The sequence below is a fragment of the Mesorhizobium sp. M1A.T.Ca.IN.004.03.1.1 genome (assembly GCF_003997555.1).
Taxonomy (GTDB): Bacteria; Pseudomonadota; Alphaproteobacteria; order Rhizobiales; family Rhizobiaceae; genus Mesorhizobium.
Genome location: NZ_RZTV01000022.1, coordinates 1 through 16,394 on the forward strand (window position 1 = coordinate 1; position 16,394 = coordinate 16,394).

Below are 16,394 nucleotides of genomic sequence, written 5' to 3' on the forward strand. Positions count from 1 at the left end.
AATCCTGCAATTCCAAAGCCGCTATCCGCCTCAATCAACAGGCCAGATCAATGGCTTGCGGATAGTTCACGGCCGACTCACTATTTCTATGCTGAACAGTCTCGCCTGAGTATATGTTTTAGCTAGTCGCTAATTAGACGGAATTCTGCCAGTCTGCATTCCCCCCTGATCTGATGTAGAGCAGCTTCCAAGTGGGAATTAGCCCCCCATCGACCGGATCGGGCGACACGAACATGCGCTGAAGGCTTGGCGGAACGGCTACTGGGACCATGATGCTACTCGAATGCAAGATAGTGTCAGAACGTCCCGGGAAGGCTGCAGGCAGGGGATGTCAGGTCAATCAGCCTATAGATATGATACCGCCCATTCGCTGAGACTTCACGATGGGCATAGGAGGTGGGAATTCTTGCCTTGAGATGGACGCGGCTGTCGGAGCAGGCGAGCACGGCAGCAGCGATGGCCTGAACCTTCGGGCCGCTGACAAAAACGTTCACCACCGCACGCGAGCCGAACCCGTCGAGATACGTCTCGAAAGCATCGAGGTGGGCCATCAGCCCGAAAGCCTGGATGTCGCGAACTTCGCCATCTTCGAGCCGGTGGGTTTCACGTACCTTGGCCACCTGTTGATCGAGCAAAGCATCGATATGCGCATTCTTGTCGCTTCTTGGGACGAGGAGCGAGATCCGTTCCGGACTGACGATATCGATCAATCCGTAGAATACGTCGGCATCTCCTCCGATCCCCACGAGCAGGACTTTCTCTTCGCCCATTCCTCCGCTGCCTTGAAGATGAGGGACGGTGACGTATCGGTCCAAGCCGCTGGAAAAATCCTCTTTGCCGATCGCGTTCCCGTAGATACCTTCGGCGTACCCGAATTCGAGAGACTGAATCGACATTTTCTTGAATGCCACCGCAATCAGCCATTGGATGTAGATTCGCGGCATCGTCGAGCACTCGACGAAAACCTTCCGCAGGCTTCCTTCGTATGAGCCACATGAAGCGGCCATCTGAGTGAGCAGGTGATCGAGGAGATTGATGTTCTTCTGATACTCGATGGAAGGCTCGAGGGTGATCACAGTCACTTCGACGCCCCATCGGGTACCCATAGCGATGAGCTTTCGCCGGTTTTCTTCGACGGCTGGGACGTTCGCTTCCTTCAGAGCAAAGTCCAGAACCACGATCTTGCCGACCTTCAGGTCAAGATGGTTTTCGAACGCGGCGAAACGCGTTTCCCATCCAAGCGCGACGATCGCGATATCTGCCTCCATCGTTTCGCAGGTACCTGCATCTCTCGCCTTCTCGGTGACGGCCAGATGGCCGAAGACTCGATACTCGACAGTTGAAGCGGTCATTCGAGATCGCTCTCGAAAAGCGAGTGCTGGAATTCGGTCTTGAGTGCGGGCCGCGCGACGAGCTCCTTAAACACCGAGTCGGCCCAGTCTTCTGGGAGCCGATGCCTGGTAAAAAGCAGGTCGACCATCCGCGCCGCAGGGATTGTGTTGATTTCGTACGGGCCGCGATAGGAGAACCCGAAGTAAGGTGCAAATCGCCGATGCAATCTGATCATCATCTCCTTCGATGCGGGGTCGGCGCGGTCCACCTCAAAGTTGCCGGCGGCGGAGACCTCCCGGATAAACCCATCCCTTTCCGCCCGACGCAGGACCTCGTCCAGTTTTCCGCTGGGTTGCTCCAGTCGGTTCACCAGCGAGCGCATTTCCTTTAGATCAACCCTGAAAATGCCTCTCTCTGTCGTTCCTAGAGCATTTTCTTCGGCAAACTCTGTCTGGAGGCGAGCGGTCAGGTAACCCAACGCCCGCACCATGCGCACGCTCTCTTCTTCGTACGGATGTGAAAGCGCCTGAAGTCCATCAAGCTTCCGTTGAGAGGCGGCGTTCACAGCCTGTCTCTGCTGTTCGAGATGAATCTGTAAATCCGAGTTGATGAATTCCACCAGTTTTCGTGGATCACTGGAACTCGGAACACTGCGGCGGAAGATCTCTCCCATTATATCAAGGAAATCGCGTATACAGACGTCGCTCAATGATGTGATGATCTGGTGCCCTACGTACGGGTAGTCATGCAGACGCAGCATCTGGCACGCTTTCAGAAAAGCCCATCCCTGTTTCCGGGCGATCGACCTCTTCAGATTTGAAGCATCCGCCTTGCTCATGGGCCGGCGCTTAATTTCCGGGTTCATGAGCGCGAGCGCCAGCCCTTCGGCATAAGGGCGCGCTTTTCGATCAAGAAGGAATTGCTGCTGATCCGCCGTCCTCAAATTCACGGAGAGGAATTCACGTGCTGCATCAGCAAGTGCCACAAGCTCTTCTCTGCCCTCGGAATGACCCGATATGATAACCCGCTCGATGATGTCATTGACGGAAAGCCGCCCCAGCCGGTTTTTGAGCGAAAACGCGCTGAGCGCATCGTTGCGCTCGAGATCACTCCGCAGATGGTCAGGAAGCGCATAGTACAGCCGAAGCGACGACACGTTCTCGCACAGCGTGGCGAACTCCCTCGGATCGACTGAATCAAGATTCTCGACGTCCCGGTCAGCATTCGAGAGCGACTGGCCGGGTATGATCGTCCGGATCGTGTCGTAGAGGCCGCCGATGTAGGCGAGGACCCATTTCACGTTGCCGCGCGTCTTTCTCACCAAGGTGTTCAGGAACTGCTGTTGGAGCGGTGTCAGTGCTTCACAGTCGTCAATCAGTATCTTGAAGAAGGGCGCCCTGTCACCGGCGAAAGATGGGCCATTTAAAAGTGGAGTGATCGCGGTCGCGACCTTGTTAATGATCGCGCCAGGGTCTGTTGCTCTGAAGCCGGTCGCTCCGGCATCGGCGGCAAAGAAGAACGCGTTGAAGCATTCGTCGACGTACCGGGTTATCCCACCCCGCAGCTCATCGATGCTGAAGAAGTCGAGACGGGCAGGTTGGGGTATGAAGTGCAGCACTTCGCGATGCAGTGCCAGGGCGACGTCCCTATCTTCGGAGGCCCGGTATTTCAAGTGGCCGTCGCGTCTGAGCTGGCCGATGCTCTCGAGCAGGCGTTCGACTATCTTCAGCTCCAGATAGTGAGAGAAGATTACGAATTGCCGCGGGATCACGGCGGCCGTGTCGAAGCGTATCCGCTCCGGAATGAGGTTCAGAACGGCGTTGTCGATTAGGGGCGAGAATGTCTCATTGAGCTGGAAGAAGACGCCATACCAAGCGAGCTTGCCGACTTGGTCCGAGAGACTTTTGTCTTCAAGAATATGGACTGTGGAAAGCGAGCGAAGAATGCTGGTCTTGCCGCTGCCTCTCGTCCCTGCGACGAAGACCGGCTTGGCGGCGGCAGAAATCAACGCCGACTTCTGACTGAACCACAGTATCGGGCGGCTTTCGTACTCGATCCTGTTGGGGCCGAACGGATTCTCCATCGCTATTCGTCCCTTACCTTAATGCGCCAAGCCGAGTTTGCCTTGGTGAGGCCGTCTATCTCGATGAAGCGCGCCGCTTGGAGCATCAGAAGAGAGTCTTCCAGATCTAGCCCGAGCTCGGCGGAGGCAGCAATCTCAGTGATCTCGTCCCAGAAGAGTAACCCATTCCCGCGCCTGGTGGCATGGTCGCGCAGTCGGCGCAGCAGGTCAAACGTGTCGTTGTTCAGAAAGGCCTTGCCGTTGGACATGGTCGAAATAAAGCAATGTTCGCCTTCCATGACCGTCCCGTCGGCGACATTGGTGCGGTAGGGTATAAGTCGGATGCCGACGAGCTCTCCCTGATCGGTCGTGAAGAAGACGAGCTCATTGAAACCTGACTGTATCTCTGGTGCTGAGATGCAGATCAATTTGCCGTCCGGAAACCTTGGATCGTTGACGATCTCGACCGGATCAGCATGTATGTGTCCATGCAGGTAGACGATAGGCTTGTTGCCCTGCAGCAGCTGAGTTCTGACAAATCCGCTGTTGAGCATCTCCGCGTATGGCGTAATGCGCGGAGTCTTTTGTGGCAGCAGATTGTGATGGCCGATTATGATGCCGTAACGCATGTCGGGCTGCTGGAGCAATTCCTGTAGGCCTGCAAGCATCTCACGCGAGATGTATGGCGTGTCCATCTGACCGTAATACTCGTCGTCGGACGCCTCCTTGTCTGGATCGCTGGGAGGTGTCGCGGGCGAATGTCCCGAGATGTCCGGCGAGCCGAGATCTACAGGCTCTGTAGAAGGACTGAGTGCCTCGAGACGATCACGAAGGAACGCGGGAAGGTTTTGAAGCTCCCAACTGCCTATCGCTGTGTTGACGAGGATGAAGTTTGCGCCTGCGGATCCTGTCGGAAGTCTGAAGTGCACGGGTTGGTCCACGGGAACGGTCTGCCAACCCAAGCGGGCGGCTAAACTCGCCATTTCGCTGAATTTCTCAGTCGGTCCAAGTTCGCGCGCGTCATCACGGTTCACATCGTGATTTCCCGGTACGAATATCAACGGAAGCGCCTTTGAACTGCGTCCCTGTGCGCGGCAGAGCAACGTGAAATGCTGGAATGCCGAAGCAATGAAGGTCTTGTCGCCACGGCTCGTGAAATCCCCCATGAAGGCGATCGAATCCAAGGGCTTCGAAGTCGTCAGCCGCCGAAGTTTCGTCAAGACGGCACGCAGCGAAGACGCGCGTAGCTTCTGCGTTATTTTCGGAGCGAACTTGCTATCCTTGGCATCGATGTTGCTAGAGGAAGGATGCCAGTCCGGATAGTGAATATCGCCTACTTGAAGGATTCGCACCCGCCGCATAACTCGCCCCCCTGCCGAGAGCCATAGACTAATCCGTTCGCTTTTGCCAAGCGCGAACGATCATCCGCAGTGTCCTTAACGAGGTAGCCTGCACTTTTCGAGAATTGCCACGGCGGCTATTTTTCGGCTGTGAAGCACACGAGACCCGTGACGTGAGACCCAGTTGCTCAATGCCCAGTTGCTCAATGAGCTTTCTTACGAATAAGGGAGAATTTCCGCGGCCGGACTATCTCTGAGCGAGCGTGCATGACTGCCAACGGAAGGTCTTGCACGCACCCTTGCGATCTTGAGCAATGGTCGCCATGACTTTCTTCTTGCAGGCTTTTGAGTGGCCCAGCCTGCGATCACCAGACCCCACCGATTCTAAAGAGCGTGGCAGATGGGATAGTCGAGGTTGCCCGTGCACAGTCACGCTCAGGGCTTGCGCCGCCCAGAGGACACGCTGAAAAGGCAGATTGGGGCGCAAGCACGCCATTCACGAGAGGTTCGACATGAAGACCATGCAAGAAAAAGACATTCCGGCATTCGTACAAGCAGTTGTGGACGCCGGCTGCAAAATTTGCGCGATTGGCAACTTGGGATACGTCTTTGGCGATGCTGATTTCACGCCAGCGCAACGGAGGGCCGTCGAGCCACAGCTGCGTAGGATTGCTGAAATCTACGGCGAACGCGATCATCTCATGAACGAGATAGCTGTATATCTGCGGTCGATCGGACGCCATGTCGAGGTTGAGCCGAAGACAGGTATTTCCTGATGGCCGTGATCGCGAGAAGCCGTCTTCCAACCTCTGAATCCTAAAGGAGGTGACCCCCAAGGCCGTTCGTCACCTTCGACCAGAATAACCACATCCGTGACCGCCTGAGCTACTTGGTCGATACGCGCACATGGCCAATACAGTTTCTCCATCCTTCACGAAGCGAATGAGGCTTTGGCCATTCAGCCCCGGTCTACGGGGCGTGACTTGTCCCCGATGCATGCGCGAGCTCTCCGCCCGGCTGGCCGCCGGTCGTCGCCACCGGCCGAAGGCGCCCGAATGCGCTTGACAAGATAGCGTCAGCCCGTTCAACCTAAGGCATTCACCAGGGGAGTCCCGGCAAGGGGCTGAGATACTGCTGGCTTTCGCGGCGCAGTGACCCGTTGAACCTGATCCAGTTCATACTGGCGTAGGGACGGTGCAAGCGCTTTGCGGGAGTTTACGCCCGAGGTCCTGTTGCAGCAGGTCTACAGAAGCGTCTTTTCATCCTTCCGGCACAGAACTGGGTCTCCAATGCATGAGCAAAGGAGCCTCACGATGAATGCCCTCACCCCCGCCGTATCGACGGGACCACTGCCCGCCTCGCGGAAAATCCACAAGCCCGGCGTCCTCTACCCGCAGATCAGGGTGCCGATGCGCGAGATTTCCGTCCATCCGACGGCCGGCGAACCGCCCGTCACCGTCTACGATCCGTCCGGCCCCTACACCGATCCATCAGTCGAAACCAGCATCGAAAAAGGCCTTGCCCGGCTTCGCCACGAATGGGTCACGGCGCGTGGCGATGTCGAAGCCTATGACGGCCGCCACGTCCGGCCGGAAGACAATGGATTCGCCACCGGCGAGCGCCTGACACCGGAATTTCCGATACGCAATCGGCCGCTCAAGGCCAAGCAGGGCAAGGCGGTGACCCAACTTGCCTATGCGCGCGCCGGCATCATCACGCCAGAAATGGAGTTCGTAGCCATCCGCGAGAATCTCGGCCGCGAGGTGATGCGCGGCAAGCTGCAACGCGACGGCGAAGCCTTCGGCGCGGCGATCCCAGATTTCGTCACACCCGAATTCGTGCGCGACGAGGTGGCGCGCGGGCGCGCAATCATTCCCGCCAACATCAATCATCCCGAGAGCGAGCCGATGATCATCGGTCGCAATTTTCTGGTCAAGATCAACGCCAACATCGGTAACTCGGCTGTCACATCGTCGATGGCCGAAGAGGTCGAAAAAATGGTCTGGGCTATCCGCTGGGGCGCGGACACGGTGATGGACCTGTCGACCGGCCGCAACATCCACAACATCCGCGACTGGATCGTGCGCAATGCGCCGGTGCCGATCGGTACGGTGCCGCTCTATCAGGCGCTGGAAAAGGTCAACGGCATCGCCGAGGATCTGAACTGGGAGGTCTACCGCGACACGCTGATCGAGCAGGCCGAGCAAGGCGTCGACTATTTCACCATCCACGCCGGCGTGCGGCTGCACTACATCCCGCTGACCGTCGACCGGGTCACGGGCATCGTCTCGCGCGGCGGCTCGATCATGGCCAAATGGTGCCTGCACCATCACCGGGAGAGCTTCCTCTACGAGCATTTCGAGGAGATCTGCGACATCGCCAGAGCCTATGACGTCTCCTTCTCGCTCGGCGACGGCCTTCGTCCCGGTTCAATCGCCGATGCGAACGACGCGGCGCAATTCGCCGAACTGGAAACACTTGGAGAACTCACCAAGATTGCCTGGGCAAAGGACTGCCAGGTGATGATCGAAGGCCCGGGCCATGTCCCCATGCACAAGATCAAGCAGAACATGGACAAGCAGCTCGCAGTGTGCGGTGAGGCGCCGTTCTACACGTTGGGGCCGCTGACGACCGACATCGCGCCGGGCTATGACCACATCACCTCAGGGATAGGTGCCGCCATGATAGGCTGGTTCGGCACCGCAATGCTTTGCTACGTCACGCCGAAAGAGCATCTCGGCCTTCCCGACCGCAACGACGTCAAGATTGGCGTGATCACCTACAAGATAGCCGCCCATGCAGCCGATCTGGCGAAGGGCCATCCGGCAGCGAAAACCAGGGATGATGCCCTTTCGCGCGCGCGCTTCGAGTTCCGCTGGGAGGACCAGTTCAACCTGTCGCTCGACCCCGAAACCGCACGGTCCTTCCACGACCAGACCTTGCCCAAGGAGGCGCACAAGCTGGCACATTTTTGTTCGATGTGCGGGCCGAAATTCTGCTCCATGCGCATTTCCCACGACATCCGTGCCGAGGCCCAGAAGGAAGGCATGGCGGCAATGGCGGCAAAATACCGGGAGGGCGGCGATCTCTACATGCAGGCGGACGAGACTGGCGTACCGGTCGTGCCAGAGGCTCCCAAACCATCATGAGGGTGCTCGTCAAAGGGGCCGGCGTTGCCGGCCTCACCGTCGCTTTCGAACTCGCCGCCCGCGGCGCGACGGTCACCGTCGCCGAGATGCGGCATGGCCTTGGTGGCAACGCGTCGTGGTTCGCCGGCGGCATGCTGGCGCCATGGTGCGAGCGCGAAAGCGCGGAGCAGCCGGTGCTGGATCTCGGACGCGATGCTGCCGACTGGTGGGATGCGGTGCTGTCGGGTCAGGTGACACGGGCCGGGACATTGGTCGTGGCCGCGCCGCGTGATGCCGGTGAGCTTGACCGGTTCGCCAGTCGCACGTCAGGGCATCGGCGCGTCGATGAAAACGAAATTGCGCTCCTGGAACCCGACCTCGCCGGCCGCTTCCGGCGTGGATTGCTCTTCCCCGACGAGGCTCACCTCGACCCACGCCCGGCGATGGCGGCACTTCATGACAAGCTTGCGACCATGGGTGTCAAATTCCACTTCGGCTGCGACGCCCGGCCTGTTTCGGGATTCGCCCGTCAGATAGACTGCATGGGAATGGCAGCGGCCGATGACAGGCTGCGCGGTGTTCGCGGCGAAATGCTGATCCTTCGCACGCCTGATGTCTCGCTGTCGCGGCCGGTCCGTTTGCTTCATCCACGCTTTCCGCTTTATGCCGTGCCGCGCACCGATCACCGTTTCATGATCGGAGCGACGATGATTGAAAGCCAGAGCGCCGGACCGGTGACGGCGCGTTCCATGATGGAGCTGCTGGGCGCCGCCCATGCCCTCCATCCGGCCTTTGGTGAGGCCGAGATCGTTGAAACCGGTGTGGGTGTCCGTCCGGCATTTCCCGACAATTTGCCACGCGTCGAAACAGACGGTGAGATCATCGCGATCAACGGTCTTTATCGTCACGGTTTTCTCCTCGCCCCCGCCATGGCGCGCCAGGCTGCCGACCTGGTTTTCAGTCAAGACAGAACCAAGGAGCATGCTCATGAAACTGATGGTCAACGGCGAGGCGCGTGAGATTGCCGCCACCACGCTGGCCGAGTTGCTTGCCGCGCTCGACTATGAGGGCGATTGGCTCGCCACCGCCGTCAACAGCGACCTCGTGCACAAAGCCAACCGCGCGGAGTTCCAGTTGAGCGACGGCGACCGGATCGAAATCCTCTCGCCCATGCAGGGCGGCTAGCATGTTGGAGCTTTATGGAACCGAGCTTTCGTCGCGCCTGCTTCTCGGCACGGCTCAGTATCCTTCGCCGGCCATCCTTGCCGATGCAGTCAAGGCATCGGGCACGTCGGTGGTGACCGTCTCGTTGCGGCGTGAGATGGCGGGCGGTAGGGCCGGCGAACAATTCTGGTCGTTGATCCGCTCGCTGGGCGCCAGAACCCTGCCCAATACCGCCGGCTGCCTCTCCGTCAAGGAAGCCGTCACCACCGCGAAAATGGCGCGCGAGGTCTTCGGCACCAACTGGATCAAGCTCGAAGTGATCGGCAATCACGACACGCTACAGCCGGATGTGTTCGGTCTGGTTGAAGCCGCCCGCATCCTGTGCGAGGACGGCTTTGCGGTATTCCCCTATACCACCGACGATCTCGTTGTCGCCGAGCGGCTGCTGGAAGCGGGCTGCAAGGTCCTGATGCCGTGGTGCGCACCGATCGGTTCCGCCTTGGGACCGGTCAACATGACGGCGCTGCGCTCGATGCGCGGATATTTCCCTGGCGTCCCGCTGATTGTGGATGCGGGGCTCGGACGGCCGTCGCACGCGGCCACCGTCATGGAACTCGGCTTTGACGCCGTGCTCCTGAACACAGCGGTCGCCAAGGCGGCAGATCCGGTCGGCATGGCGCGTGCTTTCGGTAAGGCGGTCGACGCCGGTCGTGAGGCGTTCAGTTCGGGAATGCTCGAACCGCGCGACGTCGCCGTGCCATCGACACCGATGGTCGGCAGGGCCGTTTTTTCATGAAGCTCGATCCCTTCTACCTGATCGTCGACAGCGCCGCCTGGATCGAAAGGTTGGCGCCGCTCGGCGTCAAGCTGATTCAGCTTCGCATCAAAACCATGGATGAAACCGGGCTGCGCGCGGAGATCCGCAAGTCGAAGGCCTGGTGTGTCCAACACAAAAGCCAGCTCATCATCAATGATTATTGGCGCCTGGCAATCGAGGAAGGCTGCGATTTCGTGCATCTGGGCCAGGAGGATTTGCAAACGGCCGACCTCTCGAGGATACGGGCAGCGGGCGTCAGGCTCGGATTGAGCACGCATGATCATGTCGAGCTGGAAACGGCCATGTTTGCCGAGCCCGACTATGTCGCGCTCGGTCCGATCTATCCCACCACTTTGAAGAAAATGAAGTGGGCACCGCAAGGGCTAGAGCGGATCAGCGAGTGGAAGCGGCGGGTGGCGCCGATCCCATTGGTCGCCATCGGCGGCCTCAACCCCGACCGCCTCGACGGCGTCTTTGAGGCCGGCGCCAACAGCGCCGCAGTGGTCACGGACATCACGTTGAGCTTCGACCCCGAAGCGCGCACGCGAGAATGGATCGAAAAGACGGACCGATGGCGATGAGACGAGAACCGCATGTGCTTGTCGTTGGCGGATCAGATTCCAGCGGGGGTGCTGGAATAGCACGCGACATCGAGACGATCTCTGCCGTTGGCGTGCGCACCTGTCTCGCCGTCACAGCGCTAACGGTGCAAACGCACGACGCCGTGATCGAAATCCATCATTCGCCACCCAGCATGGTGGCCAATCAGATGTGTGCCGCGCTACAGGCCAACGACGTAGCCACAATCAAGATCGGCATGCTGGCGACTGCCAAGATCATTGTTGCCGTTGCCGCAGTGCTGCGCAAATTTCCGCAAGTGCCGGCAGTACTCGACCCTGTGCTGGCCTCCACCTCAGGCCGCGCACTTCTGGAAGCAGGCGCTATCGCTGCCATGAAGCGCGATTTGATGCCGCTTTGCTGCATTGTCACGCCCAACCTTCCTGAACTGGCGCTCCTTACTGGTTCCGAACCGGCTTCGGATGAGGACGGTGCGCTCCAACAAGGACAAAGACTGCAGGCCGTCGGCCCTCAGGCCCTGCTGATCAAGGGTGGGCACGCGTCGGGTCCCCGATCGGCCGATATTCTGTTACGCTCCGATCATGAACCCATCCACTTCGACACGCCGCGCCTTGCTATATCGATGCGCGGAACAGGTTGCATGCTGGCCAGCGCGATTGCGGCGCATCTGGCGAAGGCGAAGTCGCTCGAAGATAGCGTGCGCGAAGGCAAGCTGTTTGTGTTCGAGAAGCTTCAGAAATGCCGGCTGAATAATCACAACGTTCTGCGTCCAGCCAAGCAGACCCATTTTCCAGAATTTTTCCAGTAGCGAGACTGGAGGGCTACTGCTTCTCTATGCCATCCTTACAACGCGTTGAGTTCCACTGTGCCGTCCAGAATTATCTGTCGTTGTCCAGAATTAAGCCGGGCTTAGAACTGAAACGAACCCGCCGAAAGGTACGAGCGGCCCTCACTCGATAAGGGTTACCAAACCTATTCCTGTGGGCTACCAATCCGCGTGGTGGGTGGCCTTAGGTTACCAATCAGTGTGGCGTCCGGAATTATCTGCCTCTCTCCGGAATTAAGCCGAGATTAGAAGATCGGTGCGGTATTGCGCCCGGTCAAACCGTGTCGATTTGCGGCGTAGCCGACGTGTCTCACGCTTGGCGGCGTCGCACGCTGGTCCCGATTGTCGCCCGAATATCTGCCTACCGGCGACAGTGAATGCGCCAAGCTAGACCTTCGTCGATAGGGCGGCTCCGGTTTACCAATCCTGTCGTCCTAGGTTGACCAATCCGTTGTCGACCGTGAGCGGGTTTACCAATAAGGGCGGCTATATTCTGCGCAAACCCAATCACCTGATGCCAATCCAGAATTAATCGTCATTAAGGGCATTGGTAAACTCAGTCTGAAACCCCACCCTTAGCCAGAAAACTCTCCTGTTTTCAATCGCATAGCCCGCCCGCCAGCAACCGATAATTCGGGACCGGTAAACCCGTGAAAGGCCCAATAATTCCGGACGTCACACCAGTCTGCCCTTTTATGCGACTTTTCGAGCACAGACCGGGAACATCTGACCGTTTCCATTCATCGCCCAAGGCCGGTTTAGCGCTGGAAAAGCCAAAGTGCGGGAGTAAGAATGGCCGCAACGGGGCCGCTAGCAGACAGGCCGCTTTTGCGATGATCGACAAAATGGCAGACTTTACATCCGCCGTCATGCGGTCGGTTGGCCAAGAAAGCGAGACTCTACGGCTACCGCTGGAACACCGCCCGCATGGCTATTCGGCTGCTATCCCGATACCGGATCTGTTTCCGAGCAGAACGGCGATCCCGTCGACGGCCTGCGCCGCCCGCTTCAGGATAAGTTCGGACCGAAGCACACCATCGGTAAAATCCTTGTCGGTGGCATAGACAGCCGTCGGCAGCGTGAAGGCTTCGAAGAAGCCGAACAGCGGCCGCAGTTGGTGCTCCACGATCAGGGCATGGCGCTCACCGCCTCCGGTCGCCGTCAGCAGCACGGGCTTGCCCCTCAGCGCCGACGGATCGATCAGGTCGAAGAAATGCTTGAACAGCCCGGTATAGCTTCCTTTGTAGGTCGGCGAGCCGACCACGAGCACGTCGGCTGCAATGACCTGCGCCAGGATCGCCTGCCCCCGGTCATCGAGATCGCGCGACCATTTGGCTGCGCCTAGCGACGGACCGACATCGTCGATGTCATAGGTGTGCCCCGTCAGGCCATGGCGCGCGGCGATGTCCTGGACGACGAGATCGACGAAACTGCGCGTCTTCGACGGGCGGGTGATATTGCCGGAAAAGCCGACGATTGCTGGGCTGGACATGGAACGGACCTCCAAGGGTGCTCCGGATTGACATTTGGGCGGCCCTGCCGGCCGCCGCTTGGCGAAAGCGTGGCCGAGGCTGCCGGCCTCGGCGGGCCGGCGCGATCAGCTCCAGGCGTGCAACGGCGGGTTCTCGCCGTTGAGGAAATACTTGCCGAGGATCGAATACTTCCAGCGCACCGGATCGTGCAGCGTGTGGGTGCGCGCATTGCGCCAGTGACGGTCGAGATTGTGCTCGGCGAGCGTCGAGCGCGTCCCCGCCAGTTCGAACAGCTTGTTGGTCGCCGCGATCGCGATCTCGGTCGACAGGATCTTCGCTTCGGCGGTGACGATCTGCGCATGCGCGACGCTCTCGGCTGTCGGCTCGGCGACCGCGCGGTCGATGGCGTGGCCGGCCTTTTCCAGCAGCGCCTGGGCCGCATGCAGGCGGAGCGTCAGGTCGCCGATGGCCTGGATCGTGTAGGGATCGTCCCAGGCATTGTCGACGCCGCTGTCGATCCAGGCGCGGCTTTTGGTCCGGACGAACTGGACCGTCTCGTCGATCGCCGCCTGCGCGATGCCGGTGTCCACCGCCACCTGGATGATCTGGAAGATGGCGCCGTCTGCGGTCGGCTTGTCGTAACCCTTGTAGCCCGGAACGAGATGCGTCTTCGGCACCTTGACGTTGTCGATGATGACGGTGCCCGACAGCGTTGTGCGCTGGCCGAAGCTCGACCAGTCGTCGATCACCGTCAGTCCCGGCGCGCCGCGATCGGCGATGGCGTACCAGGCCCGGCCCTGATCGTCGAGTGCAACGATCGGCACCAGATGGGCAAGCAGCGCGCCGGAGGAATAGAATTTCTGGCCGTTGACGATGATATGGTCGCCGGCATCGGTGAACTTGGTCTCGAAATCCGCGGCGCGCTTAGAACCGAATTCGGAAAAGGCGTTGCCGAACCGCGTCCCCTTCAGCACTTCGGCAAAGAGCAGCGCCTGCTGGTCCTTGTCGGAGACGGTGCGGATGGCCGCGACGACACCGAGGTGGTTCTGCGCGATCTGGCCGATCGAGGAATCGGCCGCCGAGATGATCTCGATCACCTTGGCCAATGTGGCGTAGGACACTTCAGGTCCGCCGAACGCCTTCGGCACATTGATCGACCACAGGCCGCTCTGCGAGAACTGGTCGAGCTCGGCCACCGGCCAGATCCGTTCGCGATCGCGCTTGGAAGAACCCTTGACAAGCTCGGCCGCAAGGCGATGCGCGACCGCGATCGCTTCGGCGTCGTCCTTGATGATATGCGCGGCGGTAGCCGGACGCGGCACCGGTGGAACGGCGGCCGCGGCTCTGTCGGTCTTGACGTTGGACACAGTCATTTCATGGCTCCTTGGGATTCGGTTCACACGACGGCGTGGAGATGGGTTGGTTGGGCGGGCGAAGGCTGTTGTCCGAGATAGAAGGCGCGCACATCCTCGCGCTGGCGCAGGCCGGCGGCGGCGCCGGAAAGAACCGAGACCCCGTTCTCGAGCACTGTGGCATGGTCGGCATAGCCAAGCGCGACCGCCGAATTCTGCTCGGCGACCAGGATCGACAGGCCGGCCTCCCGGTTCAGCTTTCTAAGCGTCTGGAAGATGTCCTGGACGATGAGCGGGGCAAGCCCCATCGACGGTTCGTCGAGGACAAGCAGGCGCGGTCGCGACATCAGCGCCCGGCCGATAGCCGTCATCTGCTGTTCGCCGCCTGAGGTCAGCCCCGACAATGTCCGGCGCTTTTCCCGCAGGCGGGGGAAATAGGCATAGACCCGTTCCAGATCCCGATTGATCTCGGCGCGGCTGCCGCTGCGGCCGATGCCACCGGAAACCAGGTTCTCCTCGACGCTCAGGCTCTTGAAGCAGTGGCGGCCTTCCAGCACCTGGACGAGCCCGGCGCGCACCAGGTCGCCCGGCTTTCGCCGCGAGACGTCCAGGCCATCATAGCGGATGGTGCCTGCGTTGATCTGGCCACGCTCGGCTGGCAGCAGGTTGGAGACAGCTTTCAGCGTGGTGGTCTTGCCGGCGCCGTTGGCGCCGAGCAGCGCCAGCATCTCGCCTTGCCTGATCTCGAAGCTGACGCCGTGCAACGCCGTGATGGCGTGATTGTAGGTGGCGTGGATCTTGTCCACGGCGAGGATAACGTCATTGCCCGGCATCGCGCGCTTCCCTGATGTCTGCGAAGTGGATGACCGGGCGTCGCAGTATAGTCCGGCGCCCGGTCCGTTGGATCAGTTGGTGGCGGCCACCGCTTCGGCATCGGCTGCGGTACGCGGCTTGATGCCCTTCTCGGCCGCATAGGCTTCGGCCGACTTTTCGATGATCGGCCTGAGCAACGCCCAGTCGGGGGCGATCCAGTCGGAGACGACGTTCCACTTCTTGCCGTCCCACTGCTGGAAGGTCACGTAGCCCTCGCCTTCGTGGTTGTCCCAGCTGACATTGATGGAGTGGAACAGGTCCTTGGCGCCCAGCGCTTCAACCTTGGCCGGATCGAGCTTGAGGTGCTCGAAGCCCCAGCGGACCTCGTCGCCGGTCAGCGTGCGATGGCCGAACTTCTCCTGCGCAATGCGGATCGCCTCGACATTGAGGATGCCGTTGACGATGCCGAGGTTATGATAGACCGAACCGATACGCGACTTGTCCTCGAGGTTGCCCTTGCCGGCACCGTAGACGGTCTTCACGATCTCCTGCACCACCGGATAGGTGTTGCCGGAAGCCTGCGTGGTGATGGCGGTGTAGCCCTTGGCCGCGTCGCCGGCCGGGATGACGTCTTCTTCCGAATTCGACCAGACATTGCCGATGATGTGGTCGACCGGATAACCGACCTTCACCGCCGTCTTCAGCGCCACCGGGTTCATCACGCCCCAGCCGCGCAACACGACGAAGTCCGGCTTGGCGCGGCGGATCGTCAGCCATTGCGACTGCTGTTCGTTGCCGGGGTGCGGCACCTCGATCTGCTGCACGGTGAAGCCGTATTTCTGCGCCAGGAGCTCGTAGATCGGGATCGTCTCCTTGCCATAGGGCGAGCCGTGATAGAGCACGACGATCTTCTTGCCCTTCAGCTTGTCGATGCCGCCTTCCTTGGCGGCGATGTAGTTCACGATGCCGGATGTCTCGCTGTAGGGATTGAGCAGCAGTGGGAAGACATAAGGGAAGACCCGCCCGTCGGTGGAGTCGGTGCGGCCGTGATTGACCGTGATCAGCGGCACCTTGTCGGCGGTGATGCGGTCGATCATGGCGTAGGCGATGCCTACCGACAGCGGATTCCAGGCGGCCGCGCCCGCGTGGCTCTTCTGACGCTCGTAGCATTCGACGCCGCGCTCGACCTCGTACTGGGTCTCGCACTCGTCCCAGGTCAGCTTGACGCCGTTGACGCCGCCGTCGCGGATGTTGATCAGGTTGAGATAGTCGATGAAGCCGCCGAAGAAGCCGGTGCCGCCAGCCGCATAGGGCCCGACGCGATAGCTCTGCAGCGGGAAATATTGCTCGTCGGCGTGGGCGGCCGGCAAGGCCACCGACACCGCCAGCGCCGCCGAGATGGCAATCGCCTTGACTGTGCTGAGGAAGGTCATGGTTCGAGGTTCTCCAGTATGGGCCTTTTGCCCGGTTCATTCTCTGAATGCTTGCAGTGTTGGAGCGCGGGGCTGC

14 protein-coding genes and 1 riboswitch are annotated in these 16,394 nt (G+C 60.2%); of the genes, 7 read left to right on the forward strand and 7 right to left on the reverse strand.

What is annotated here, in order from left to right; all coding sequences use genetic code 11:
• Window positions 1–296: 296 nt before the first annotated feature.
• From EOD29_RS29580 to EOD29_RS29590, 3 genes are read right to left on the reverse strand one after another with little or no spacing between them, the layout of a single operon-like run.
• Window positions 297–1,352, reverse strand: coding sequence for a hypothetical protein (locus EOD29_RS29580; protein ID WP_063169411.1), 1,056 nt, complete (start codon window positions 1,350–1,352; stop codon window positions 297–299).
• The gene (locus tag EOD29_RS29585) at window positions 1,349–3,415 is read right to left on the reverse strand and encodes a hypothetical protein (protein WP_063169412.1); all 2,067 of its coding nucleotides are present in this window, start codon (window positions 3,413–3,415) and stop codon (window positions 1,349–1,351) included. Before EOD29_RS29585 ends, EOD29_RS29580 begins: the two co-directional genes overlap by 4 nt.
• Before the next feature lie 2 nt (window positions 3,416–3,417).
• The gene (locus tag EOD29_RS29590) at window positions 3,418–4,755 is read right to left on the reverse strand and encodes a metallophosphoesterase (protein ID WP_127248690.1); all 1,338 of its coding nucleotides are present in this window, start codon (window positions 4,753–4,755) and stop codon (window positions 3,418–3,420) included.
• A gap of 491 nt (window positions 4,756–5,246) precedes the next feature.
• On the opposite strand from EOD29_RS29590, the gene EOD29_RS29595 reads away from it, so the two are divergent.
• The 7 genes from EOD29_RS29595 (at window position 5,247) to EOD29_RS29630 (ending at window position 11,230) form a co-directional block, all read left to right on the forward strand.
• Window positions 5,247–5,510 (forward strand): hypothetical protein, encoded by a 264-nt coding sequence (locus EOD29_RS29595; RefSeq protein ID WP_082826710.1) that lies wholly within the window; start codon window positions 5,247–5,249, stop codon window positions 5,508–5,510.
• Between the two features lie 317 nt (window positions 5,511–5,827).
• A riboswitch (TPP riboswitch) is annotated at window positions 5,828–5,944 on the forward strand.
• Window positions 5,945–6,047: 103 nt separating this feature from the next.
• Window positions 6,048–7,883, forward strand: a complete 1,836-nt coding sequence (gene thiC, locus EOD29_RS29605; protein WP_063169414.1) for a phosphomethylpyrimidine synthase ThiC — start codon at window positions 6,048–6,050, stop codon at window positions 7,881–7,883.
• Window positions 7,880–8,881: a glycine oxidase ThiO gene (thiO, locus tag EOD29_RS29610; protein ID WP_063169415.1), complete on the forward strand. Its 1,002-nt coding sequence runs from the start codon at window positions 7,880–7,882 to the stop codon at window positions 8,879–8,881. The genes thiC and thiO overlap by 4 nt, the downstream gene beginning before the upstream one ends.
• A complete protein-coding gene (gene thiS / locus EOD29_RS29615; RefSeq protein WP_024504260.1) occupies window positions 8,850–9,047 on the forward strand; it encodes a sulfur carrier protein ThiS in 198 nt (65 codons plus the stop codon). The genes thiO and thiS overlap by 32 nt, the downstream gene beginning before the upstream one ends.
• A gap of 1 nt (window position 9,048) precedes the next feature.
• Complete coding sequence (locus EOD29_RS29620) at window positions 9,049–9,822, forward strand: thiazole synthase (RefSeq protein WP_024504259.1); 774 nt, start codon at window positions 9,049–9,051, stop codon at window positions 9,820–9,822.
• Window positions 9,819–10,424, forward strand: coding sequence for a thiamine phosphate synthase (locus EOD29_RS29625; protein WP_063169416.1), 606 nt, complete (start codon window positions 9,819–9,821; stop codon window positions 10,422–10,424). Before EOD29_RS29620 ends, EOD29_RS29625 begins: the two co-directional genes overlap by 4 nt.
• Entirely contained in the window at window positions 10,415–11,230 is an 816-nt protein-coding gene (locus tag EOD29_RS29630; protein ID WP_063169417.1) for a hydroxymethylpyrimidine/phosphomethylpyrimidine kinase, read from the forward strand. Before EOD29_RS29625 ends, EOD29_RS29630 begins: the two co-directional genes overlap by 10 nt.
• Window positions 11,231–12,179: 949 nt before the next feature.
• Here EOD29_RS29630 and msuE read toward each other — a convergent pair.
• From msuE to EOD29_RS29650, 4 genes are all read right to left on the reverse strand, one after another.
• Window positions 12,180–12,740: an FMN reductase gene (gene msuE, locus EOD29_RS29635; RefSeq protein WP_127248691.1), complete on the reverse strand. Its 561-nt coding sequence runs from the start codon at window positions 12,738–12,740 to the stop codon at window positions 12,180–12,182.
• Window positions 12,741–12,845: 105 nt separating this feature from the next.
• Window positions 12,846–14,093: an SfnB family sulfur acquisition oxidoreductase gene (locus EOD29_RS29640; RefSeq protein ID WP_127248692.1), complete on the reverse strand. Its 1,248-nt coding sequence runs from the start codon at window positions 14,091–14,093 to the stop codon at window positions 12,846–12,848.
• 23 nt (window positions 14,094–14,116) lie between these two features.
• Entirely contained in the window at window positions 14,117–14,905 is a 789-nt protein-coding gene (locus EOD29_RS29645) for an ABC transporter ATP-binding protein (RefSeq protein ID WP_127248693.1), read from the reverse strand.
• A gap of 72 nt (window positions 14,906–14,977) precedes the next feature.
• Window positions 14,978–16,318: an ABC transporter substrate-binding protein gene (locus EOD29_RS29650; RefSeq protein ID WP_112126904.1), complete on the reverse strand. Its 1,341-nt coding sequence runs from the start codon at window positions 16,316–16,318 to the stop codon at window positions 14,978–14,980.
• Between the last annotated feature and the right edge of the window lie 76 nt (window positions 16,319–16,394).